Source organism: Dyadobacter frigoris (assembly GCF_005280585.1).
GTDB lineage: Bacteria > Bacteroidota > Bacteroidia > Cytophagales > Spirosomataceae > Dyadobacter > Dyadobacter frigoris.
On record NZ_SZVO01000001.1, the window covers coordinates 318,590 to 341,241 of the forward strand.

Annotated in this window: 18 protein-coding genes; 3 read left to right on the forward strand and 15 right to left on the reverse strand. The window is 41.4% G+C overall.

Annotated features, from left to right (window positions below; genetic code table 11):
- Positions 1-100 precede the first annotated feature (100 nt).
- Together FDK13_RS01520 and gcvP are read left to right on the forward strand one after the other, a co-directional pair.
- The gene (locus FDK13_RS01520) at positions 101-307 is read left to right on the forward strand and encodes a hypothetical protein (protein ID WP_137338206.1); all 207 of its coding nucleotides are present in this window, start codon (positions 101-103) and stop codon (positions 305-307) included.
- A 130-nt stretch (positions 308-437) separates the two neighbouring features.
- On the forward strand, positions 438-3,326 hold the full coding sequence (gcvP, locus tag FDK13_RS01525; protein ID WP_137338207.1) for an aminomethyl-transferring glycine dehydrogenase: 2,889 nt from the start codon (positions 438-440) through the stop codon (positions 3,324-3,326).
- Between the two features lie 567 nt (positions 3,327-3,893).
- Here the strand turns inward: gcvP and FDK13_RS01530 are convergent.
- The 15 genes from FDK13_RS01530 to FDK13_RS01600 form a co-directional block, all read right to left on the reverse strand.
- Entirely contained in the window at positions 3,894-4,412 is a 519-nt protein-coding gene (locus FDK13_RS01530) for an NADH-quinone oxidoreductase subunit J family protein (protein WP_137338208.1), read from the reverse strand.
- 36 nt (positions 4,413-4,448) lie between these two features.
- Positions 4,449-5,042, reverse strand: a complete 594-nt coding sequence (locus tag FDK13_RS01535; RefSeq protein WP_137338209.1) for a NuoI/complex I 23 kDa subunit family protein — start codon at positions 5,040-5,042, stop codon at positions 4,449-4,451.
- Positions 5,043-5,064: 22 nt separating this feature from the next.
- Positions 5,065-6,144 (reverse strand): NADH-quinone oxidoreductase subunit NuoH, encoded by a 1,080-nt coding sequence (gene nuoH / locus FDK13_RS01540; protein WP_137338210.1) that lies wholly within the window; start codon positions 6,142-6,144, stop codon positions 5,065-5,067.
- Between the two features lie 35 nt (positions 6,145-6,179).
- Entirely contained in the window at positions 6,180-7,298 is a 1,119-nt protein-coding gene (locus FDK13_RS01545) for an NADH-quinone oxidoreductase subunit G (RefSeq protein ID WP_137338211.1), read from the reverse strand.
- Positions 7,299-7,395: 97 nt separating this feature from the next.
- On the reverse strand, positions 7,396-8,733 hold the full coding sequence (gene nuoF / locus FDK13_RS01550) for an NADH-quinone oxidoreductase subunit NuoF (protein WP_137338212.1): 1,338 nt from the start codon (positions 8,731-8,733) through the stop codon (positions 7,396-7,398).
- A 32-nt stretch (positions 8,734-8,765) separates the two neighbouring features.
- Entirely contained in the window at positions 8,766-9,263 is a 498-nt protein-coding gene (gene nuoE, locus FDK13_RS01555) for an NADH-quinone oxidoreductase subunit NuoE (RefSeq protein WP_137338213.1), read from the reverse strand.
- A gap of 41 nt (positions 9,264-9,304) precedes the next feature.
- Positions 9,305-10,531 carry an NADH dehydrogenase (quinone) subunit D gene (gene nuoD, locus FDK13_RS01560; RefSeq protein WP_137338214.1) on the reverse strand — a complete coding sequence of 409 codons (1,227 nt, stop codon included), beginning with the start codon at positions 10,529-10,531 and terminating at the stop codon, positions 9,305-9,307.
- Positions 10,532-10,554: 23 nt separating this feature from the next.
- Complete coding sequence (locus FDK13_RS01565) at positions 10,555-11,055, reverse strand: NADH-quinone oxidoreductase subunit C (RefSeq protein WP_137338215.1); 501 nt, start codon at positions 11,053-11,055, stop codon at positions 10,555-10,557.
- 6 nt (positions 11,056-11,061) lie between these two features.
- Positions 11,062-11,604 (reverse strand): NADH-quinone oxidoreductase subunit B, encoded by a 543-nt coding sequence (locus FDK13_RS01570; protein ID WP_137338216.1) that lies wholly within the window; start codon positions 11,602-11,604, stop codon positions 11,062-11,064.
- Positions 11,605-11,632: 28 nt separating this feature from the next.
- The gene (locus FDK13_RS01575; RefSeq protein WP_137338217.1) at positions 11,633-12,007 is read right to left on the reverse strand and encodes an NADH-quinone oxidoreductase subunit A; all 375 of its coding nucleotides are present in this window, start codon (positions 12,005-12,007) and stop codon (positions 11,633-11,635) included.
- A 198-nt stretch (positions 12,008-12,205) separates the two neighbouring features.
- Positions 12,206-14,326 carry a sialate O-acetylesterase gene (locus FDK13_RS01580; RefSeq protein ID WP_137338218.1) on the reverse strand — a complete coding sequence of 707 codons (2,121 nt, stop codon included), beginning with the start codon at positions 14,324-14,326 and terminating at the stop codon, positions 12,206-12,208.
- Positions 14,327-14,655: 329 nt separating this feature from the next.
- The gene (locus FDK13_RS01585; protein ID WP_137338219.1) at positions 14,656-17,841 is read right to left on the reverse strand and encodes a T9SS type A sorting domain-containing protein; all 3,186 of its coding nucleotides are present in this window, start codon (positions 17,839-17,841) and stop codon (positions 14,656-14,658) included.
- An 86-nt stretch (positions 17,842-17,927) separates the two neighbouring features.
- Positions 17,928-18,935 carry a GTPase ObgE gene (obgE, locus tag FDK13_RS01590; RefSeq protein WP_137338220.1) on the reverse strand — a complete coding sequence of 336 codons (1,008 nt, stop codon included), beginning with the start codon at positions 18,933-18,935 and terminating at the stop codon, positions 17,928-17,930.
- 120 nt (positions 18,936-19,055) lie between these two features.
- Entirely contained in the window at positions 19,056-19,628 is a 573-nt protein-coding gene (locus FDK13_RS01595; protein WP_137338221.1) for an adenylate kinase, read from the reverse strand.
- A gap of 155 nt (positions 19,629-19,783) precedes the next feature.
- Complete coding sequence (locus FDK13_RS01600) at positions 19,784-20,590, reverse strand: T9SS type A sorting domain-containing protein (RefSeq protein ID WP_137338222.1); 807 nt, start codon at positions 20,588-20,590, stop codon at positions 19,784-19,786.
- A gap of 184 nt (positions 20,591-20,774) precedes the next feature.
- Here FDK13_RS01600 and FDK13_RS01605 point away from each other — a divergent pair, with 184 nt between their 5' ends.
- Positions 20,775-22,598 (forward strand): sensor histidine kinase, encoded by a 1,824-nt coding sequence (locus FDK13_RS01605; protein WP_137338223.1) that lies wholly within the window; start codon positions 20,775-20,777, stop codon positions 22,596-22,598.
- The last annotated feature ends 54 nt before the right edge of the window (positions 22,599-22,652 follow it).

Below are 22,652 nucleotides of genomic sequence, written 5' to 3' on the forward strand. Positions count from 1 at the left end.
TAAGATCTTTGTTAATCAGGATTTTAAAGTTCTGTGTTACATACTTGCAGGCCCCATAAAGTCGTTGGATATTTAGGTCACTGGGTTAAATTAAAGAGTTATGAAAAAATTTGTTGCATTATTTCTTTTGTCGGGATTTCTTTTAGGCTTTTCTGGTGTTCAGCAAGTGAACGCTGCCCCCAAGCATGTGAAATCAGAAATGTTTTCTAACAACAGGAAGAAAAACAGAGGATATCAAAAGCCGAAATCCAAAAAAATCCTGGGAATATTCAAACGCAAAACAGACTGCGGTTGTCCTAAACATTGAAAAGAAAATTTTATTGATTTTTGAACATATTCAAGAGTAAGCATTCCCGACATTCTCTCAGAGATTTGCTCGGATTTGCTTACTTTTGTATTTTATAACCAACTATATAACGGTCTCGTTGGCCCAAATAATGAAAATCAATCTTCGAAGCCAGGATAAATTCGAAAACCGTCATCACGGTAAGAATGAGCAGGAATTACAGGAAATGTTGCGCACGGTTGGAGTATCTTCTCTGGATGAATTGATACAACAAACGCTTCCGGCAGCTATTCGCCTTAAAAAGCCTTTGAATTTACCTAATCCAAAATCTGAAAAGGATTTTTTGGACGGAATCAAGAAACTGGCACGTAAAAATGCTATCCTGAAAACCTATATTGGAACCGGATATTACGACACAATTACGCCAAATGTTATTCTAAGGAATATTCTTGAAAATCCAGCGTGGTATACAGCATATACTCCTTATCAGGCGGAAATTGCTCAGGGAAGGTTGGAAATGCTTCTGAATTTCCAGACTGTTATTACGGATCTTACCGGGATGGAAATTGCGAATGCTTCGCTTTTAGATGAAGCAACAGCAGCAGCAGAAGCTATGACGATGCTGCACAGCCTTCGTCCGGGTGCTAAGAAAAAGGCGGATACATTTTTCGTTTCCGAGCTTTGTCACCCACAAACCATTGATTTGATTTACACAAGAGCTAAGCCAATTGGAATTGAGGTTATTGTTGGAAACCACGCTACAGTAGATTTGACAAATGAAAATCTCTATGGCGTGCTGGTACAATATCCTGCTACCAATGGTGAAGTGATTGACTATACCGATTTCATTGCAGCAGCGCATGACGTGAACATTACAGTTGCCGTTGCGGCTGATTTGTTGGCGTTAACATTGTTGAAATCTCCCGGCGAAATGGGTGCCGATGTTGTGGTTGGTTCTTCTCAGCGTTTTGGTGTTCCGATGGGTTACGGCGGTCCTCATGCAGCATTTTTTGCTACAAAAGATGCGTTCAAACGTAGTATCCCTGGACGTATCATCGGTGTTTCTATTGATGCGGAAGGAAACCGTGCGCTAAGAATGGCACTTCAAACGCGTGAACAACATATTCGTCGTGAAAAAGCAACTTCTAATATTTGTACTGCCCAGGTTTTGCTTGCGGTAATAGCAGGAGCTTATAGTGTTTATCATGGCCCGGAAGGAATTAAGAATATCGCTTCGAAAGTTCACGGACTGACACGTTTGTTTGTAGATACCATCAAGAAATTCCATTACGATGTGGTAACAACGAATTATTTTGACACGGTTACGATCAAAACGCCGCTTTCAAGCAAGCTTAGAGAGAATGCATTGAAATGGGCGATAAATCTTCGTTATAATAAAGACGACAGTGTTAGCGTATCCTTTGATGAAGCCAAAACTTTTGAAGATGTTATAGCACTTTTAAACCTGTTTGCGGAAGTTTCCGGATTTCAGGGAGAAATGGTGATTGATGAAGAAATGGATTTCAATATTCCTGAAAATCTTGTTCGTACATCCTCTTATCTGACACATCCGGTTTTTAGTTCTTATCACACAGAACATGAAATGCTTCGTTATTTGAAATCACTTGAAAACAAAGATCTTTCTTTGGTTCATTCCATGATTTCTCTGGGAAGTTGTACCATGAAGCTGAATGCGACAGCTGAAATGATTCCATTAACCTGGCCGGAATTTGGATCTTTGCATCCATTTGTTCCTGCTAACCAAGCTTTGGGTTATGGACAGTTGGTAGCTGAGTTAAGCGCCTGGTTATGTGAAATCACGGGTTTTGCAGCCATGTCAATGCAGCCAAATTCAGGAGCACAAGGAGAATATGCAGGATTGATGGCCATTCGTGGTTACCATGAGAGCAGAGGTGATCACCACCGTAATGTTGCCTTGATTCCTTCGTCTGCACATGGAACAAACCCGGCGTCGGCTGTAATGGCGGGTATGAAAGTGGTTGTTACAAAATGTGACGAACGCGGAAATATTGATGTAGCAGATTTACAAGCAAAAGCGGAACAATACAAAGACTCACTTTCTTGTCTGCTGGTAACTTATCCTTCTACACACGGCGTTTATGAAGAAAGTATTATTGAAATCTGTTCGATGATCCATTCATTCGGCGGGCAGGTTTATATGGATGGTGCGAATATGAATGCACAGGTTGGTTTGACAAGTCCTGCTTCTATTGGAGCTGACGTTTGTCACTTGAACCTTCACAAAACATTCTGTATTCCGCATGGTGGAGGTGGACCAGGTGTTGGACCAATCGGTGTTGGAGAACATCTTATTCCATTCCTGCCAGGTCACGTGAATTTGGGTAAACAATCTGAGCATTTAACAGCCGGACAGGCAGGAGCAGTTTCAGCTGCACCTTATGGTAGCGCTAGTATTCTTACTATCTCATATGCATACATCGCGATGATGGGTGGAGAAGGACTTACGAATGCTACGAAATACGCGATTTTAAATGCCAATTATATCAAGGAACGTCTTGCAGGACATTACGAAGTTCTTTACACAGGAACGAATGGACGTTGTGCGCATGAGATGATTTTGGATTGTCGTCCGTTTAAAGCTTTCGGTGTTGAGGCGGAAGATCTGGCGAAACGTTTGATGGATTACGGATTCCATGCTCCTACATTATCTTTTCCGGTTGCTGGTACTTTAATGATCGAACCAACAGAATCGGAATCAAAAGCTGAACTGGATCGTTTCTGTGATACAATGATCGCGATAAGAAATGAAGTACGAGAAGTGGAAGAAGGCATCGCCGATAAAGTGGATAACGTACTTAAAAATGCTCCTCATACATCGCGTGTTGTTTTAGCTGATGTTTGGGAACATGCTTACGGGCGTGAGAAAGCTGCTTTCCCGTTACCCCATTTACGTTTCAATAAATTCTGGCCAAGCGTTAGTCGTGTAGACAGTGCCTTTGGAGATAGAAATTTGATTTGTTCGTGTATTCCGGTTGAGGCTTATGCTGAGGTGGAGTAGGGGATAGCGTCAATTAATATTATTTACGGGAGGAGCCATTTCGAAAGAGATGGCTCCTTTTTTCGCTCCTTTCGGAGAGCATCCTGTTTACACCAGATCATTTTTAGAGTTGGGTTCGTAAGGCTCCATAGACGCCTCCTTATTCAAGATATAAACCAGGAAACTCTTACAGAGTTCAGACCCGGATATTGAGGACATTTTGCTATAAACAGGATGCTCTAACGAGCGGTTGCCAGTGAAATTATAGCTAACTAGATGAGTAATGGATTACGAAAAGGTCATGAACTGGCTCCTTCGCTCCTTTCGGAGCATCCTGTTTATAGCTGATTATTTAGAGTTGGGTTAGCACGACTCCAAAGGAGCCTCCTTGTTCAAGCTGTAAAATCAGGAAACTCTTACAGAGTTTTGATCTGGCTTCTGAGAATTCTTTTCTATAAACAGGATGCTATAACGAGAGAATCTGAATCAGAACTGACTTTTTATCTAATAAATAAACTTGCGATAAACGAAAAAGCGGATCAATTACGATCCGCTTTTTGTGTTTTACCACATTTATCTTGAAATCGATCAAAAATGTCTCTCTCCAATTTCTCTTTTACCCAACATTACCGCGCCAACCATTGCTACTAAAAGCAAAATAGAAGCTAGTTCGAAAGGAAGTAAATATTCACGGAAAAGTAGTTTTCCCAAACTTTCGATCATACCAACCTGGGAATCGAAAGTATTTGGATCTGCCGGGGCGATAATTGTTTTACGGTAAGCTCCAAAAAGAATGACAAATACAGTCCCTCCTACAATGGCTGCTGCAATTTTAGTCAAACTGTTTTTTGACTCTTCATGTATATCTTTCACGTTAAGGAACATGATTACAAAGAGGAATAGTACCATGATCGCCCCCGCGTAAACGATGATATTTACCGCCGCAAGAAATTGCGCATTCAATAAAATATAATGTCCTGAAAGTGTAAAAAACGTTAAAATCAGGTAAAGCACACTATGAATAGGGTTTTTCGACAGGATAACCATCAAAGCACTAAGCACAGTTAAAAAGGACAAAAAGTAAAAAAAAGATAGCGTCGGATTCATAATATTTTTGAATTGCTGATTCGATATTTTCAGAAATCAGGGAATAGCTCTTGGAACAACGTTTGTAACTTCACCATTTGCTCTTTTGGCATCCAGGATGTGTGCTTCTTCTTTGGTCCAGGCTTCACGGGTATAGCGATTGTTCATATCTTCTACCAATAAATCTTTTCCCCAGATCACTTGATTACGGTCATTGAATACAGGTATAAACTCATCATGACGTAAATATACTGCTTGTTTTGGACAAGCTTCTTCACACAGACCGCAGAAAATGCAACGCAGCATATTTACCTCATAAACCGCAGCATATTTTTCTTCTCTGTAAAGCGTTTCTTCTCCTTTTTCACGTTCAGCAGCAACCATAGAAATTGCTTCCGCCGGACATGCAACTGCGCATAATCCACAGGCAGTACAGCGTTCACGGCCTTCGGCGTCTCTTTTAAGTATATGTCTTCCACGAAAAACAGGACCTAAATACCGTTTTACCTCAGGATATTGAATCGTTACTTTCTTAGCGAAAAAGTGCTTTAAGGTAATCGCCAGACCAGTCGCAATAGCGGGTATGTAGGCGCGTTCCATAAGCGTCATTTCTTTATTGCTTACTTGCTTAGAGCGATTTGTCAATTGCATGGCAATAGGGATTTTTTGTTACTTAGTTCAACAAAGCGGTAATGAATGGCTTCAAGAAAAGCACACTAGCTCCGGTGATAATAATATTAAAGATAGCCAATGGAATCAGTTTTTTCCAACCCAAATTCATCAATTGGTCATAACGGAAACGGGGAAGTGTCCATCTAACCCACATGTAGAAGAAGATAAAGAATAACGCTTTTCCAAAAAATACGCCAGTACCAATTAAGGTAGCAATATTGTGGCCTGTTGTTGTACCTAATGCCGCTGTCAATTGGTTGTATACCCAATCCATTCCCGGATAGTTATACCCGCCAAAATAAAGTACAGAAATAATAGCCGAAGATACGAACATGTTTATGTACTCAGCGAACAGGTAAAATCCAAGTTTCATACTTCCGTATTCTGTATGATATCCACCTACAAGCTCCGTTTCACATTCTGGTAAGTCGAAAGGAACACGGTTACATTCGGCGAATGAACAGGTAAGGAAAATGATAAAACCCAACGGCTGGTAAAAAATATTCCAGTTTCCACCATGTTGCTGGGCAACGATATCGCCAAGAGACAAAGAACTGCTCATCATCAAAATAGCGATCAGGGAAAGTCCCATCGCTACTTCATAACTAATATTTTGAGAAGCTGCACGAATCGCACCAAGTAGTGAAAACTTGTTGTTCGAAGCCCAGCCACCAATCATAATCCCATAAACACCCAGCGCGACAACGCCGAAAACATATAGAATACCAATATTTGATTCAACACCCTGAAGAACAACTTCCACGCCGCCGTAACGGAATGTGCTGCCAAAAGGAATTACCGCACTGGCAAGCAAAGCCGTTAACATCGCTAAACTTGGTCCGGAAATAAACAGCCATTTGTTAGCAAGTGCAGGAATAAAATCTTCTTTAAAGAACATTTTTCCAGCATCAGCCAATGGTTGTAATAATCCACCCGGTCCCGCTCTGTTTGGTCCCATCCGGTCCTGAATAAAACCGGCTACTTTGCGCTCTCCCCAGGTCGAGTACATCGCGATCACCAGTGTTAAAACAAAAACAACCAGGATTGTAATTGTTTTGATAATAAACTCCGTTAATTCCATTTTTTTACCTCACAGTTAAATATTGATGGCAGAAATTAATTCCTGTTATCTGTTAATAGCGAACGATGATTTGCCTTATCGTTATTTTCTATGCTTTGATGACGAACTGTTTCAATATCAGTTGTATACTCGCGTTCGTCGCCAATTGGCTTAAACTGCGTCGCGGCTAATTTAAGTGAAAACTCAGGTTTTGCGATAAGATTTTTACTATACTTATTTGCAGAAATAACCGAACTGCGTTTCACTTTCGTTGGTCCTTCAATAACCCAGTCGCTCGTTTTTTTACGTTCAAAACGGCATTTGTTACAAATGAACTCGTTAACCTCACCCCACATATTTTTGCGGGCTGTTACGCGGATCACTTCGTCACCACGATACCAAAGTGTAACTTTTCCACTGCATTTATCACAATCGCAATGTGCGTCTTCTGGTTTAGAGAACCACACACGACTTTTGAAACGATACGTCTTGTCAGTCAAAGCACCTACCGGGCAAACATCGATAACGTTTCCTGAGAAATCATTATCAATTGCTTTTTCAATATAAGTACTGATTTCCGAAGCATCCCCGCGGTTCATAACCCCGTGAACACGTTTGTCTGTAATCTGGTCAGCCGTGTAAACACAACGGTAGCAAAGAATGCAGCGCGTCATGTGAAGCTGAACAAAAGGACCAATATCAATTTTGTCAAAAGTTCTGCGGTCTTCTTCGTAACGTGTTTTTACAGATCCGTGCTCAAAAGAGAAATCCTGAAGGTGACATTCACCAGCCTGGTCACAAACAGGACAATCAAGCGGATGGTTGATCAACAAAAATTCAACAATGCTTTTACGCGTGTCAAGTACAGCAGGATTCGTTGTATTTTCAACGATCATACCTTCCTGAACCTGTGTAATACATGACGGAACAAGCTTAGGCATTGGACGAGGATCTTTTGCAGAACCAGCGGCAACACGAACTAAACAAGCACGGCATTTACCGCCCGATGTTGGAAGCGGTTTGTAATAACACATGGCAGGAGGTACCAAATGTCCCTGGCTCTCATCTGCTTCGGCAATTTTACGTGCCGCCTGCATGATGGTAGTTCCCGGTTCCACTTCGACCTCAATGCCGTCGAAAGTTATTTTTATTAACTGAGGTTTTACTTCTTCCATATCAAGACTTCAATAATCGTCTTAGTTACTTAATCTATATATTCGATCCCGTTTGAAATTATAAAAACAGGATTTTTGGTATTTAACCTCTTAAAAGTTAGGCTAATACAGCACCCATAAATACAGCTCCCGGTTGAGTCGCTTCTTTCGGGCTGTTGATATGCCATTCAAATTCCTCGCGGAAGTGACGGATTGCGCTGGCAATTGGCCATGCAGCTGCGTCACCTAACGGACAAATTGTATTTCCTTCAATTTTTTTAGCCACGTCAACAAGCAGATCAATATCATGCAAACTTCCGTGACCATGTTCAATACGGTGTAGCACTTTCTCCATCCAGCCTGTACCTTCACGGCAAGGACTGCATTGTCCACACGATTCGTGATGATAGAAACGGGAGAAATTCCAGGTATTACGAACGATACAAGCTGTTTCATCAAAAACGATAAAACCTCCTGAACCCATCATGGTTCCTGTTGCAAAACCACCATCCGATAGAGATTCGTAACTCATTAAGCGATCTTCGCCGGCTGCTGTTTTTGTAATCAAATGTGCAGGTAAAATCGGTACTGACGAACCTCCCGCAACCAGTGCTTTCAAATAATGTCCTTTGCGGATACCTCCACAATATTCATCTGAGTTAAGGAATTCATCAACACTAAGTCCTAACTCTATTTCGTAAACACCTGGTTTTTGAATATGACCTGAAGCAGAAATAAGTTTGGTACCAGTACTTCTTCCAATTCCAATTGCAGCGTAAGCATCACCTCCATGGTTGATAACCCAGGGCATATTTGCAATGGATTCAACATTATTTACCACCGTTGGGCTTTGGTATAAACCTTTAACCGCAGGAAATGGAGGCTTATTACGAGGATTTCCTCTTTTACCTTCCAAAGATTCCAGCAAAGCAGTTTCTTCTCCACAGATGTAGGCGCCGCCGCCTGACTGTACTACAAGTTCAAGATCGTAACCGCTTCCTAATATATTTTTACCCAAAAAACCATTTGCTTTCGCTTCTTCAATGGCTTTTTCGAGAATTCTAATCACATACATAAGTTCACCACGAACGTATATAAAAGACTTATTCGCTCCCAGTGCATAGCTGGAAACGATCATTCCTTCAATAAGCAAGTGAGGAATTGATTTCATCAGATGGTGATCTTTGAAAGTACCAGGCTCCGATTCATCTGCATTACAAACTAAATAACGTGGAACACCTTCCGGTTTTGCCAAAAAGCCCCATTTCATCCCCATTGGAAATCCTGCACCGCCACGTCCACGTATCCCGGATTTCTTAGCTTCTTCCACAACCTCTTCTGAGGACATGGTTTTTATCGCTTTTTCAACAGCAGTATAACCGCCTTGTTTGCGATATACCTCAAAGGTTTCAATACCTGGAACATTGATATGCTCCGTTAATATTTTTGTAGCCATTTTCAGAATACTATTTTCAGCTTATAAAAGGCTTATTTACTCAACTCTTCGATGATCTCATCAACACGTTGGCGGGTCAGGTTCATGTAGAACTGCTCACGAATCTGGAAAACCGGTCCCCAGCCGCAAGCTGCAAGACATTCTACTTCTTTGATCGTAAAGAGACCGTCAGCAGTAGTTTGGCCAGCCTGAATGCCCAATTTTTGTTTCAGATAATCATATATTTCTTCACCACCCATCAGGCAGCAAGGGCCTGTACGGCAATATTCAATCACATGTTTTCCTACCGGGTCAAGGTGATACATCGTGTAAAACGAAGCAACCTCATAAACTTCTACCGGTTCGATACTTAATATTTCAGCAACGTAATCCATAACTTCACTGCTAACCCATCCCCATTGTTCCTGGGCAATATGTAAAACAGGAAGTAAGGCCGATTTTTGGCGGCCTTCCGGGTAACGTGCAATTACTTCTTTTACTTTCGCAAGTCGTTCCGCAGTAAACGCAACGGGATTTGGTGTTTCAGTCATTTCTAATGCGATCTTTTGAAAATCAAATAATCAATCTGATTTTATGCGTCCAATTCTCCTGCAATAACGTTCAGGCTACTCATCGTAAGAATAGCATCTGAAAGCGTGCTTCCTTTGCACATTTCAGGGAAGGCCTGATAATATATAAAACTCGGGCGACGGAAATGCAAGCGGTAAGGAGCTCTTCCACCATCACTGATCATGTAAAAACCAAGTTCTCCGTTTCCGCCTTCGACAGCGTGGTAAACTTCACCTATTGGTGCATCTATTTCTCCCATTACGATTTTGAAATGGTAAATAAGTGCCTCCATGTTACTGTAAACCTCTTTTTTTGCCGGTAGATAATATTCAGGAGTATCCGCAAAATAAGGGCCGACAGGAAGATTTTCTAAAGCCTGTTCAACAATTTTCAGACTTTGCCACATTTCTTCAATGCGAACATTATAGCGGTCAAAAGTATCGCCGCTTTGTCCAACAGGAATGCTAAAATCAAAATCTTCGTAGGATGAATAAGGATTCATGACACGAACATCGTAATCAAGTCCCGCAGCACGCAAATTTGGTCCCGTGAAACCGTATGAAAGTGCGCGTTCCAATGAAATCGGTCCAACATTGATAACCCGGTCCATAAAAATACGGTTACGGCTCATTAATTTTTCAAACTCACGAAGAACAGGCGGGAATGTCTTGATAAACTCACGGATCTTGCGAATCGCTGTGCTTGATAAATCACGTTCCATACCACCGATACGACCCATATTTGTTGTCAGACGCGCACCGCAGACTTCTTCATAGATTTCATAAATATCTTCACGTTTTTGCATTACGTAAAGAAACCCTGAAAAAGCACCCGAATCTACACCTAAAATACTGTTACAGATCAGGTGGTCAGAAATACGGGCAAGTTCCATCATAATCACGCGGATATATTGCGCACGTTTCGGAACTTCAATCTGCAGGAATTTTTCCATCGTCATATGCCATCCAAAATTGTTGATTGGCGACGAGCAATAGTTCATGCGGTCGGTAAGCGTTGTCAGTTGATAATACGGGCGTCTTTCAGCAATTTTTTCAAAAGCTCTGTGTATATAACCGATGGTCTGTTCGCCGGAAACGATTTTTTCGCCATCCATTTGCAGGATATTCTGAAAAATACCGTGGGTTGCCGGGTGGGTAGGACCAAGGTTTAGGGTTGTAAGTTCCTCGATCAATTCAGGTAATTCTGATTGAGAAGGAACATTATGCGGTAATAATTCGATATCTGCCATAACTTACTCTTTTCCTGATAGGGTCATCGACCAAAAAGCGCATCAATTTTATCTTCACGTGTAGCATCTTCAAGCGCGTATTGCTTGCGCATCGGGAAATAATCCATTTCCTCAATGTTCAGAATACGTACCAGATTAGGATGTCCGTCAAAAAGAATTCCGTAGAAATCGTACGTTTCACGTTCCATCCAGTTTGCGCTGGCATAAAGCACCGTTGCGGTTGGAATGTGAATGTCAGCTTCTGCGATAAAAACTTTAATTCGGATCCTGAAATTTTGGATAAAGCTATGCGCGTGATAAACCACAGCAAACTCCTTATTGGTATTGTCAGGATAATGTACACCCGTTAAATCCGTAAGAAAGTTGATCTGGTAAGTTTTATGCTTGTTCAAAAATTCAAGGACCGGAATAATTTGTTCCCGGGTTGTCGAGAGTGTCAGCATTCCGTATGGCTCCTCGAAGTCAAACACCTGATCACCAAATTTCCCTAATAGCTCTTCGGCTACTTCCTGATTGCTTAGCATAGGTAATTATTGAATATTATAGGATGCTAAAAGTTCCTGGTATTCGTCAGTATTTCTGCGACGAAGTTTTTCGTTTTGAGCCAGTTTTTGAATACCCATCAATCCGTCAATGATTTGTTCGGGACGGGGAGGGCAGCCTGGTACATAGATATCAACCGGAATAATTCGGTCTATTCCTTGTAAAACGCTGTATGTATCAAAAATCCCACCGCTTGATGCGCAGGCTCCAACGGCTAAAACCCAACGTGGTTCTGCCATTTGTAAGTAAACTTGCTTAACAACCGGCGCCATTTTTTTAGCAATGGTTCCCATTACCATAAGCAAATCTGCCTGGCGTGGTGAAAAACTTGGACGTTCCGAACCGAAACGTGATATATCATAATGAGCACCCATGGTTGCCATAAACTCAATACCACAGCAAGAAGTTGCAAATGGTAATGGCCATAATGAGTAACTCCGGGCTAGACCGATCGCCTCATCAAATGAAGTTGCAAAAAATCCTGATCCGCTATGTCCTTGCGGTGCTTCCGCTATTGTTACTTCTTTCATAACCTTTTTGATTACAATGATTTATAATCTAATCTTCCCAATTCAAAACGCCCTTACGGATAATGTAGTAAAATCCGGAAAGAAGTAATGCCATGAACAACAACATTTCTACGAACCCAAACATTCCCAATTGTTTAAAATTGACAGCCCAAGGATACATAAAAATCACTTCAACGTCAAAAAGTACAAATAAAATAGCTACTAAAAAGTACTTGACTGAGATAGGTGTTCTTGCATCGCCTACGGATGGAATTCCACATTCAAAAGGATCGTCCTTAAGTTTGCTTTTACGGCTAGGACCAATCATGTGTGTTACAATCATCGTTCCGCCGATAAATCCGGCAGCCAGCAGAAATTGAACAATAATTGGTAAATAATCGGAAGGAAGATAGTTATTATTCATTAGTCTGTGATTTCAATTTATATTCTGCAAATCAGCAATCCACCGGATTACACAGGATGGAAATCTTTATTACTGTCAAAATTAGCCTTTGCAAATTTATCAATCAAATTCTTTACTTTTTCTTTTACCAAATTAGTATCATACTAAATAAGCCCCGATCACCCGGAGCTTATTTGGTAAGTATTTAAGAAAAAATATTTATTTAATCATAATTTGCTTCTTCAAGTCAACTTCATCGTTTTTAACACGAATGATATATTTACCGGTTGAAAGATTTTTAACCTGAATTTTTACACGGCTCGTTAAATCCTGTTTTTGTGTAACGATAACCCTTCCTGAAATATCATAAACCGTGATTTCAGCATTTTTCATGTTGTCCCGTGATTCGATATAAAGTTCATCAACCAATCCCGGATTTGGGAATATCACGACATCATTTTTTTCATTGGTAATAATTTCTTCTGAATCCGAGAATGCGGAATAGCAGGTAAGCGTATTACTTCCCAAAGTATAAGCCACTTTTGCCCGGGCTGCATATTTACCTGAAGTATCGGTCTTGATAATATTGGAATGGCTCAATAAAATTTTCTCACCTCTTTTCCAGTCATATTGCTCGTTAAGGCCGGCTTGTGAAACAGAAGCCATGATTGTGAATGGTCCGGATTTAGAAATGGCAGGCTTGGGAAGTGCGGGACGGATGACGAGTGATGCCACCGCTGAGTTATCAGAAACACAGCCAAATACATTCTGGCTTTTTACAATAAAACTCCCTGCTTCCGATACGGCGTACTTCGAACCTGTTGTTAATACCGTTGTGCTTCCTTGTTTATACCAACTATAAGCGTCGTTCCCGGCTACAGAGAAAGTAAAAGCAGAATCTGCACAAGCCTGCTGTGAGCCGGATTGTAAAATAATCGGCGTTACAGGTTTGATGGATGATGCAACCACCAGCTTTTGGCTGTGTACTATATTTCCTGATGCATCTTTAACCAATGCACTATATTCTCCCGGATTTGTTACTGTTAAAGTTCTTCCGGTAGAACCTCCCGGCAGCCACGAATAAGATGAATATCCTTCCGGTAAACTTAAAATTAGTGAAGTGTTATTAGGGCCGCAAACGCTTGTCAGTGCCGGAACCGGCGCAAGTGCAAGCGGGCTGACGGTGGCAAAGAAATTATCTGAAAGTACATCATTCCAGGCATTTCCAAGAATTGTTACTCCATTTGTTCCCGCAAAGTGGGTGCCGTCTGCTCTTTGAGTAAATAGCGGGTCCGTTTCAGGACCAGCATAAGCAGAGCTGAAAAGACCATTAATCACGGCATTTTGCGCACCGATCACCGCAGGGCTTACAACTGACTCGCCCTTGTCGTTAGCAATTCTTGATGTGCGGGCAATAACCCAGGTAACGCGCCCTCCGATATCAGCGCCAAGTCTGTCTATTAAAGCCTGTAAACGCGTTCTGTAATCATCATAAGTTGTTGCGAGTGGATAGGTATCCGTTTCTCCCTGCATCCATAATATTGCGCGGACACCAAATTCTTTGGCATAATTCTGCATGGAAATTCTGAGGTTTCCGTATGGCATCTGGTCAGGATAAATAAATCCAAAAGAATTCTGGGTTTTTATACCCTGGCTGCTTTCCTGCCAGTTTCTGATCGCCGTTCCTTCCCAGGCAGTATTGATAAACAAAACGGGGACGTTAAGCTTTTTTGTAAGTAAATCGCCAAGAATTCCCCAGCACCAGGCTCCTTTCCCTCTTGGCCCCATGGTTACGATATTGGAATCCACTTTCTTGAAAATCGGATATGGCGGATTGGTAAGCGCGTTTACAGAATTATCCTGATCTATATAATTTACTCTGTCGTCTGTTGCTGGCGGGCTTGTATAATCAATCCCCTGCGCATTTGACTGACCTGAAATGATAAAAACTTCACCGACACCCATACGGGATATAGTGAAAGGCGATCCTACAACCTTTCCGTCCTTTATTCCCCTTACTTCCATAGTATACCAGCCGCCCAAAAGGCGGATCGTTCCGCTGAAAACACCACCGGTAGGCTTGTCCTGTAAAAGAGTCCAGGCAGAAGAGGCTTCAACAGCCTGTCCCGGAGCTGCGGGAACAGCATGAATTTCAACTTTATCAATTGGCACAGTGTAATTTCCTGTGACAGAAACTGTAGCCTGTCCGTTCATTTCACGCTGATAAACGGCTCTTTCTACTGGTGAAGTAATTTTGATTTGAGCACTTAATCCTAATGGAATTAAAGTAAGAAACAGCCAGGCCCGAAGAAAATAAGGAGTAAAAAATTTATCAAGCATTAGTATATGTTTAAATATTATTCCTGAGTACAAATCTGTAAATAGTGTGAGCCTGAGGCTGGAACTCTGGCAAATTTAAAATATAAGTTCGGGTTTTAAAGTACTTCTTTTATCCTTATGGGATTTAATTAACATTGGAATAGAAAAAATGTGCAGTTTCCAATTGTTGAATGATAAGGCCTGTCAAAAAAAACATAAAGAAATACAGCGCTGATCCATTACCATCTTCCCAAAGAAAACGTATTTGAGCACGCTAAATTACATCAAAATAAATAAAAAAAAGAGAACAGAAAGTCAGCTTTCTGTTCTCTTTTGTAACTGATCGATTCTTACTGATTGATCATTATTTTTTTTGCCTTTTTATAGTTTGCAGCGCTTATTGACAATATATATGTTCCATTGGCAAGTGGTGCCAGATTGATTAACTTTCGCTCATCGAAGTTGTGAGCAGGAAAAGTCCGAATAAGCCGGCCATTGAGATCATATATCTGAACGGTTGCATTTTTAATATTGGCAATCGTTTCGATCGTAAATGATCCGTTATCACTTGGGTTAGGATATACACTTACTTCTTCTCCTGATGCGTCCATTGTAAATACAAATGGATCCGAAAATGCTGAGAAACATGTCAGTACCGGGCTATAAATTACGGTGTTGTTTACAACATACTGTCCGGTTTCAATAGCTTTCAACGTTGCACCGTTTTCTGTTAAATTGGCACCATTAAACTGCCATACGTGGTTTCCGTCATTAATATTATTTTCAGCTAATAACGTGTAAGTCCCTACTTGCCGGATTTCCGGTTTAGAAGGTAATGGTTTTACATCTACCAGTACAGCCGGGGAATAAGGTGAAAAACATCCCTGATTGTCTTTTACACGGGCTGCATAACTTCCGGATTTGCTGACAGTCAATGCACTGTTTGCTGTTCCATTGTTCCAGAAAAACGAAGCTCCGTTTGAGGCTCTCAGTGTCACGGCATCTCCGTCACAAAATGAAGTTGGGCCTGATGCCTGAACCAGAGGAGCCGGTGGCAAAGCCAAAACCTGGATTCTTACCCCATCCGAAGGGTCAGAAAAACAGCTGAACTCATTAATGGTTTTAACAGAGTAATCTCCCGAAGTACTGGTTGTTATCATTTTAGTACTTGCCCCGGTACTCCATACATATTTGGCTGCGTCGTTCGCCGTAAGATTTATGCTGGCATCTGCACAGAAAGTTGTGGGGCCGCTAGGCGTTATAGCTGGTTTTGGAGGAAGCGGATTTACAACGACTCTGATCGCAGGAGTTGGAGGGGATAAACAGCCGTTATCATCTTTTGCTGAAAGTGTATAATTTCCGGAATTACGAATTTCCACCTCACGGTTTGTTGCTCCGTTACTCCACTGATAAGCAAAAGATTCACTTCCGCGAAGCGTGGTATAGTCACGGTCGCAAAAAGTTGTCGGACGTAATGAAGCGATTGTCGGAGTAGCAGGAAGTGGATTTACCTTGGTCGTAACCGGATCCGAAGCAGATTCACAGCCATTGGCATCTTTTTGCTTCAGGCTGAAAATTCCCGAAATGTTGACGTTTATGGATTTTGATGTCGAATTTGTATTCCAGGTATTACCGCTGTCATAACTGGATGTCATTGTAATGTTTTCACCTTCACAAAGTAAAGGTGAACGATTCAATGAAATAACCGGCTTGGCTGGCAATGCATTAACCTTTACTGTTACGGGATCAGAATCGGGAGAAAGGCAGCCAAAATTATCCTGGGCTTTTACCCGGTATTCACCGGAAGTTTTTATAGACACACTAGCATCGTTTGATCCGTTGGACCATATACTTTTAACGTTGGAACTGGATTTAAGACTTACCGAACCTCCATCACAAAAGGTAAGTGCACTGGCTGCAGAAATACTTGGTTTGTCGGGCAGAGGAGACGTCAGGACATTAACGGCGATTTTCGCAGAAGTTGCCTGACAGCCGTAAGCATTCCGTGTTGTTACAGAATATTCACCAGCGGTGGTAATATTTATACGGTCGCTTGTTGCGCCGGTGTTCCATTGAATATTGGTAGAAGTATTAGCAATAAGCACAGCTGTATTGCCTTTACAAACAGGATTGCTTCCTTCCAGCGTAATAATTGGCTGGGCAGGTTGAATATTATCGTTAATTCTTACTTCCGGCGAAAATATTATGTTGCCATTACCATCCCGCGCCTGCGCTCTGTAAGTCCCATTTCCAACCTGGATATTTCCGGCCGACTGGCCATTATTCCAGCGTAGGGAAGAATAACCACTCGTATTCACAGCAAGATTCAGACTGCCATTACCCACGCAGGAGGCCGAAATCGTTAAAGGACTTATACCTTTAAAAGGCGTTGAATTAGAAAAGAAAGCGTCATTCAGCTGAGCGTTCCAGGCGTCGGCCAATTGAACGAGTCCGTTTCCTGTAAAATGTACACCATCAGCTCCGCCGTCCCTTGGAATTTGAATCACATCCGTGTTTGGCCCCATAAAAACATTAGGGACCGATGAAATAACCTGTTTTTGACCGTTGACTGCATTTTGATAAATACCTGTCGAATTACTGTAAGAAGTCAGGCTGACCATCCAGGCCAAACTTTTTCCTGATTCGTTCCGGCTTGTTTCAATTACCTTTGTAAGGTCTGAAACATAAGAACTCACCGATGTTCCCGCAAAAGCCTCTGCTTCTCCTTGTAACCATAAAACGGCTCTGATACCTGTGATTGGAACATAGGTCTGCATCACAGAACGAAGATTTCCGTAAGGTGTCCCATTAACAGGGTATGGTGCTCCGTTATAAATATTATAGGCGGTGCCATTTATACTTTCCCGCCAGTTTTTCATAGCAGAGCCAGTCCAGGCGCTATTGTAAAACAAAATGGGGACGCCAAGACGGCTTGCCAGTAAGTCCCCAAGTTTACCCCATGACCAGGCAAAATTCCCTCTTGGAGCGATATAAGAATCCGAGTTCAGATGCGAAAATTGAGGATAATCCAGGTCCGTATTAGAATTATTGGCGTTGTTGGTATTAACACAATTCACTCTGTCGTCACTTGCTCCGGGGCCACTTGATCCTTTTGAATCTTCGGGATTAATCTGGCCTGCATTGGACTGGCCGCTAACCATAAAAACCTCTCCAACGCCAACTCTATCCAATGGGGTACCATTAACGAGCTGGTTGCCATTCCATCCGCGGATTTCAAGCTGGTACCAGCCTCCGGTTGCATCTAGGCTTCCGGAAAATACACCTCCCTGAAGATTTGATTGTATCGTTTTCCAGTTGGTTGAAGAGCCGCCATTAATTGCAGTCAGCCTGGCTTCAACGCGATCGATAATTTGTGTATAACTTCCGGCAATATAAATCGTTGCGGAATTGTCTTTGTCACGTTGAAATATGGCTCTGCTGGAAGGATAATCTATCGAAATTTGTGCTGCCGCTTTGAAAGAAGTTAAACCGGCAATTATCCCTAAGCAAAAAAAGAACTGTAAAAAGTGTTTCATGAAAAAAAGAATTCAATTGGAATTAACCTATTGGACACAAAAATGGGTACAAAAGGTTGCCTCTCGAAATAAAATAATTCAGAAATTTATTTAACGGCTGTGGAATCGTTCAGTAATTCCCAGATTTTATCTTTTAATTGATCGATTCCTTCCTGAGTTAGTGAAGAAATAAAAGTGCATGAAATGCCTTTTGGTAATTTTTTAGCAAGTTCTTCACGCTCTTCGTCCATTAGCATATCAACTTTTGAAACGGCCAAAAGACGCTCCTTATCTAAAAGAGACGGGTTGTACAATTGAAGTTCATTGACAAGTGTATTGTATTCAGCTTCAATATCTTCACTATCGGCAGGAACCATGAAAAGAAGAATTGAATTTCTTTCAATATGACGTAAGAAACGTAGCCCCAAACCTTTTCCCTGCGAGGCGCCTTCAATAATTCCTGGAATATCAGCCATGACAAATGACTTGTAATTACGGTAATCAACCACACCCAGATTAGGTACCAGGGTTGTAAACGGATAATCAGCGATTTCCGGGCGAGCAGCAGAAACAACAGAAAGCAAAGTAGATTTTCCTGCATTCGGGAAACCAACCAGACCAACATCTGCCAGTACTTTCAGTTCAAGAATGATCCAGGACTCAATCGCCGGATCTCCCGTTTGTGCATGTTGGGGCGTCTGGTTTGTCGATGATTTAAAGTGATCATTTCCTAATCCGCCACGCCCGCCTTTCATTAAAATTATTTCCTGGCCGTCCTGCGTCACTTCAAAAAGCTGTTCTCCGGTTTCTACATCTCTCGCGATTGTTCCCAACGGGACTTCCAGATAAATGTCCTTTCCATCCGAACCTTTTCTTCTTCCACCTTCACCGCCTTTTCCATCAAAAGCGCGGATGTGTTTTGTATATTTTAAGTGTAAAAGCGTCCATACTTGTGTTGTACCTTTTAAAATAACGTGTCCGCCGCGGCCACCATCTCCACCATCCGGCCCACCTTTTTCGACGTGTTTTTCACGACGAAAGTGCAAGGCTCCCGCACCGCCCGCGCCTGAGCGAACATTAATTTTTACGTAATCTATAAAGTTTGAAGATGCCATACCCTGCTGCCGTTTTTTGCTTAAATTAAATGAGAAGTGTAATTACATTATTGCATTTACATAAGAAAGGTGCAGAAGCCTGGTTTTGTAACCTTGACATCTACACCTTTTTAAATTTTGTTATGCCTGTTCAATCGCTTCAGTGATCCCTTCAAAAATCGTTTCGATTTCTCCGATACCATTAATTGCAATATATTTTCCCTGAGCCTGATAATAATCAGCCACTGGTTTTGTCTTGTTGTTATATTCGTGAATCCGCTTGCTGATCAGCTCTTCATTCTGGTCGTCAGGACGGCCTGAAGTTTTTCCTCTGTTTAGCAAACGGGTAAGAAGTTCATTGTCATCAACCACAAGCGCGACCATTACAGAAATACTTTCACCATAACTTTCAAGCAAAGCATCCAGCGCTTCTGACTGTGCCACTGTGCGCGGAAATCCATCAAAAATGAATCCCGGGCAACCTTTGTGTTCTTTTAATTTATTGTTGATCATTCCGATCACAACTTCATCCGGAACCAGTAAACCCTGATCCATTAAGGTTTTTGCGCGAAGTCCTAGTTCGGTACCGCCCTGAATTTCAGAACGAAGTAAGTCTCCGGTAGACAGATGTATGAGTTTGTATTGTGCTATAATTTTCTCACTTTGCGTGCCTTTTCCAGCACCCGGAGGACCAAATAGTATAAGATTCAGCATATTGCTTAATGAAATAAATTTCGGAGAATAAGATGGTTTGGCTGCAAATTTACAATTACTTAATACATGTAAGTTCAATTATCTCGTTTTTTTCCAATAAAAAATCCTCTTAATTATTACTAATCAAGAGGAGCGGGGTAAAATTGTTTAAAAAATCAGGGAAGAACTACCCGCTTTACGGCTCCGTCTTCATTCTGCGTTACGGTCACGAAAAGAGTTCCTTTTGTATTTTTCTTAATGTCGATTTGACCTACAAACTCTCCGCTGAAATCTTTAATTTCTTTTTTGCCAACTTCTTTCCCCTTTGTATCTGAGACGGTTACGAGCACGTCTCCTTTTTGGGGAACATAAAAACGAAGATTCATAACACCATTATCGGGATTGTTTGGATAAACATTTAATTCCCTTATTGTTGATGCTTTTGCCATTTCATTATTCCAAAAACCGCCAACACGGTCGCCGACACGATTTCCAAAATCTTCCATGTCGCGCATCATGATTTTTGCCTTCGGACGGATTTCTCTTTCAAGATTTCTGGTTTGGTTACGCAGTTCGTCGAAGTTAAGATTGAAATCTCTTAGATCGTCGTTCCTGAAATTAAAGGCAAAATTCTCCTGATCATCATTTGACCTTTTCTGTATTTTTCCACGACGCTGAACATTTCTATTCCCTTTTCCGTCTTCAACCGTGATGGTAACCTGTTTCTTTCCACTGGGATCAAGTTTCATTGAATCAATCGCTTTGTCAACAAAATTTTCCGTTTCCGGTCCGGGCATATCCGGCAGCTCATAATTTTTTTCAATCGTCCTGGATTTTCCATCCTTATCTTCCGTTACTTTAATACGGATGGAAGTTTTTTTCTGGTCATCTTTTTCGGATTGTGCGAAAGTCTTTTCAAAAGCTGAAAGACTCATAATGACGAATAAAGACAAAGCGGCGCGTAAAAGGAATTTTTGTCTCATAATGCTCTATTGTTTTGTTTTTGAGATAATTACAAATTTAAATTTTACTTGAAGAACAGGCTGTTAAATTTTGTTAAAAAAAGAAACGGCTACTCCTGATACCTTAAATTTGTTCAACATAATAAAGTCGCATAAAAAAGTGCTGGTGTTGCATAAAAAGCGGTGCATCGACAAATAAATAAAAATGACTAAGCGGAAAATTCAGATTATTATCGGTTTAATGTGCCTGGCGCTTATCGGCCTTATCGGTTTTCAGTGGTACTGGATCCGCGAGGCCATTGCTATCCGCAATGAACAATTCAATCAAAAAGTGGCCGAATCTGTACAGGAAGTGGTGCATCGCCTGGAAAAACAGGAAATGATGTATCTGCTTCAGCAGCGTATTGAAACGGAACAACAAAAGGATAAACTGAACCGTATTACCCAGCTCAGAGAAATGCCGGTTAAAAAAAACGGTTCCAAACAGGACAAGAAACATGTTTCTGCGGTTTTGCCCCAGCCTAATGTCCAGGTTTTTATCGGGCCGAATGGAGATGAAATTCACTATCAGTTTTTTTCAGAAGCAGTACCATCCGATGTATTAAGTCCTAATTTTCGGGTAACACTGGACCACCAGCAGCAAATTATTGAAGAGTTTTTCCAGGCTCAGCGATTTGGTGCGGAAGGAATGGACGAATTCATGCGCAGAAGATTGGAAGAGGAAAAGAAACTCGGAAGTGCTTTTCAGGAAGCTTTTCCTGCTCAAAAAACGGGAGGGAAAAGCCAATCTCAGGAAGTGGATAATTCTGTCAATTCTCAGATTTTATATAGAAAAGAAAAACCAACGCTGGAAAAATCGCCACAGCTCGCTGGTACAAAACCACTTATTAACGGCAAAGTCCGGGATCTCGACAGGGCCGATTTGCTTCGTGAAGTAATGAAGGATTTGATGTATACCAAAAGACCAATTCAGGAACGTGTAAACCGGTTTTTGCTTGATACCTTGTTAAGGAAAGAACTCGTTGAGAACGGAATTACTCTGTCATACGAATTTGCTGTTCAGGGAAATACGAACAACGGGTTAGTGTTTTCGACGGCTAGTTTAAAATCTTCGGAATGGGAGCAAAGATCTTACAAAGCGTCACTTTTTCCGAATGAAACTCTACAGGGAAATAATTTACTTTATGTATTTTTCCCTGATCAGCAAAAATATATTCTGAGTAATATGGGCGTCATGTTTGGCGGTTCAGGGATTTTGATCGTCGTGATTATGGCTTGTTTTTATATGGCCGTTTCAACCATTCTTCATCAGAAAAAACTTTCTGATATCAAGAATGACTTTATCAATAACATGACCCATGAATTTAAAACGCCAATTTCTACCATTGCATTGGCTGCTGATATGGCACAAGAAAATTCTATGTCACCAGGAACCGCAGCGTCTCCACGTATGACCCGTTATCTGGGGATAATCCGGGAGGAAAATAAACGGCTCGGAACGCATGTTGAAAAGGTTTTACAAATGGCACTTTTGGATAAAGGTCACGTGAAGCTGAAAAGGAGCGAGGCGAATATTCATGATCTGATTGAAAAAGTATTGAATAGCCAAAGTGTGCAGATTGAGCAGAAAGCAGGAGAAATTGATCTGGAATTTGAAGCGATCAATGAAATAATTTCCTGCGACGAACTGCATATTTCCAACGTGCTGAACAATCTGATTGATAACGCGATTAAATATTCCCCTGAAAAACTGCACCTGAAAGTCAGGACAGAAAATGAAAATAATGGTATCACCATCGCTATAACCGACCATGGTTTAGGCATGAGCAAAGAGCAGATGCTACGTATTTTTGATACCTTTTATCGGGTCCCAACCGGCAATGTACACGACGTGAAAGGTTTCGGCCTGGGATTGAGTTATGTGAAGAAAATGGTGGAAGCCCATGAAGGAACGGTTAATGTCCATAGCAGGCCAGGACATGGAAGTACGTTTATTATCTGGCTGCCGGTTGCTCCTGCCGAAGCATAAAAATTGTCCCGACAATCATTAATCTCCTATCATTCACGTGAAAATATCGGTTTC

Coding starts and splice junctions, on each gene's coding strand:
- nuoH (WP_137338210.1), bottom strand. CDS start 6,144: ATGGAATTAACGGAGTTTATTATCAAAACAATTACAATCCTGGTTGTT.
- FDK13_RS01570 (WP_137338216.1), bottom strand. CDS start 11,604: ATGAAAGAAGTAACAATAGCGGAAGCACCGCAAGGACATAGCGGATCA.
- FDK13_RS01580 (WP_137338218.1), bottom strand. CDS start 14,326: ATGCTTGATAAATTTTTTACTCCTTATTTTCTTCGGGCCTGGCTGTTT.
- FDK13_RS01585 (WP_137338219.1), bottom strand. CDS start 17,841: ATGAAACACTTTTTACAGTTCTTTTTTTGCTTAGGGATAATTGCCGGT.
- nuoD (WP_137338214.1), bottom strand. CDS start 10,531: ATGGCAGATATCGAATTATTACCGCATAATGTTCCTTCTCAATCAGAA.
- FDK13_RS01605 (WP_137338223.1), top strand. CDS start 20,775: ATGACTAAGCGGAAAATTCAGATTATTATCGGTTTAATGTGCCTGGCG.
- FDK13_RS01545 (WP_137338211.1), bottom strand. CDS start 7,298: ATGGAAGAAGTAAAACCTCAGTTAATAAAAATAACTTTCGACGGCATT.
- FDK13_RS01595 (WP_137338221.1), bottom strand. CDS start 19,628: ATGCTGAATCTTATACTATTTGGTCCTCCGGGTGCTGGAAAAGGCACG.
- gcvP (WP_137338207.1), top strand. CDS start 438: ATGAAAATCAATCTTCGAAGCCAGGATAAATTCGAAAACCGTCATCAC.
- FDK13_RS01575 (WP_137338217.1), bottom strand. CDS start 12,007: ATGAATAATAACTATCTTCCTTCCGATTATTTACCAATTATTGTTCAA.
- nuoE (WP_137338213.1), bottom strand. CDS start 9,263: ATGACTGAAACACCAAATCCCGTTGCGTTTACTGCGGAACGACTTGCG.
- nuoF (WP_137338212.1), bottom strand. CDS start 8,733: ATGGCTACAAAAATATTAACGGAGCATATCAATGTTCCAGGTATTGAA.
- FDK13_RS01520 (WP_137338206.1), top strand. CDS start 101: ATGAAAAAATTTGTTGCATTATTTCTTTTGTCGGGATTTCTTTTAGGC.
- FDK13_RS01535 (WP_137338209.1), bottom strand. CDS start 5,042: ATGCAATTGACAAATCGCTCTAAGCAAGTAAGCAATAAAGAAATGACG.
- FDK13_RS01530 (WP_137338208.1), bottom strand. CDS start 4,412: ATGAATCCGACGCTATCTTTTTTTTACTTTTTGTCCTTTTTAACTGTG.
- FDK13_RS01565 (WP_137338215.1), bottom strand. CDS start 11,055: ATGCTAAGCAATCAGGAAGTAGCCGAAGAGCTATTAGGGAAATTTGGT.
- obgE (WP_137338220.1), bottom strand. CDS start 18,935: ATGGCATCTTCAAACTTTATAGATTACGTAAAAATTAATGTTCGCTCA.
- FDK13_RS01600 (WP_137338222.1), bottom strand. CDS start 20,590: ATGAGACAAAAATTCCTTTTACGCGCCGCTTTGTCTTTATTCGTCATT.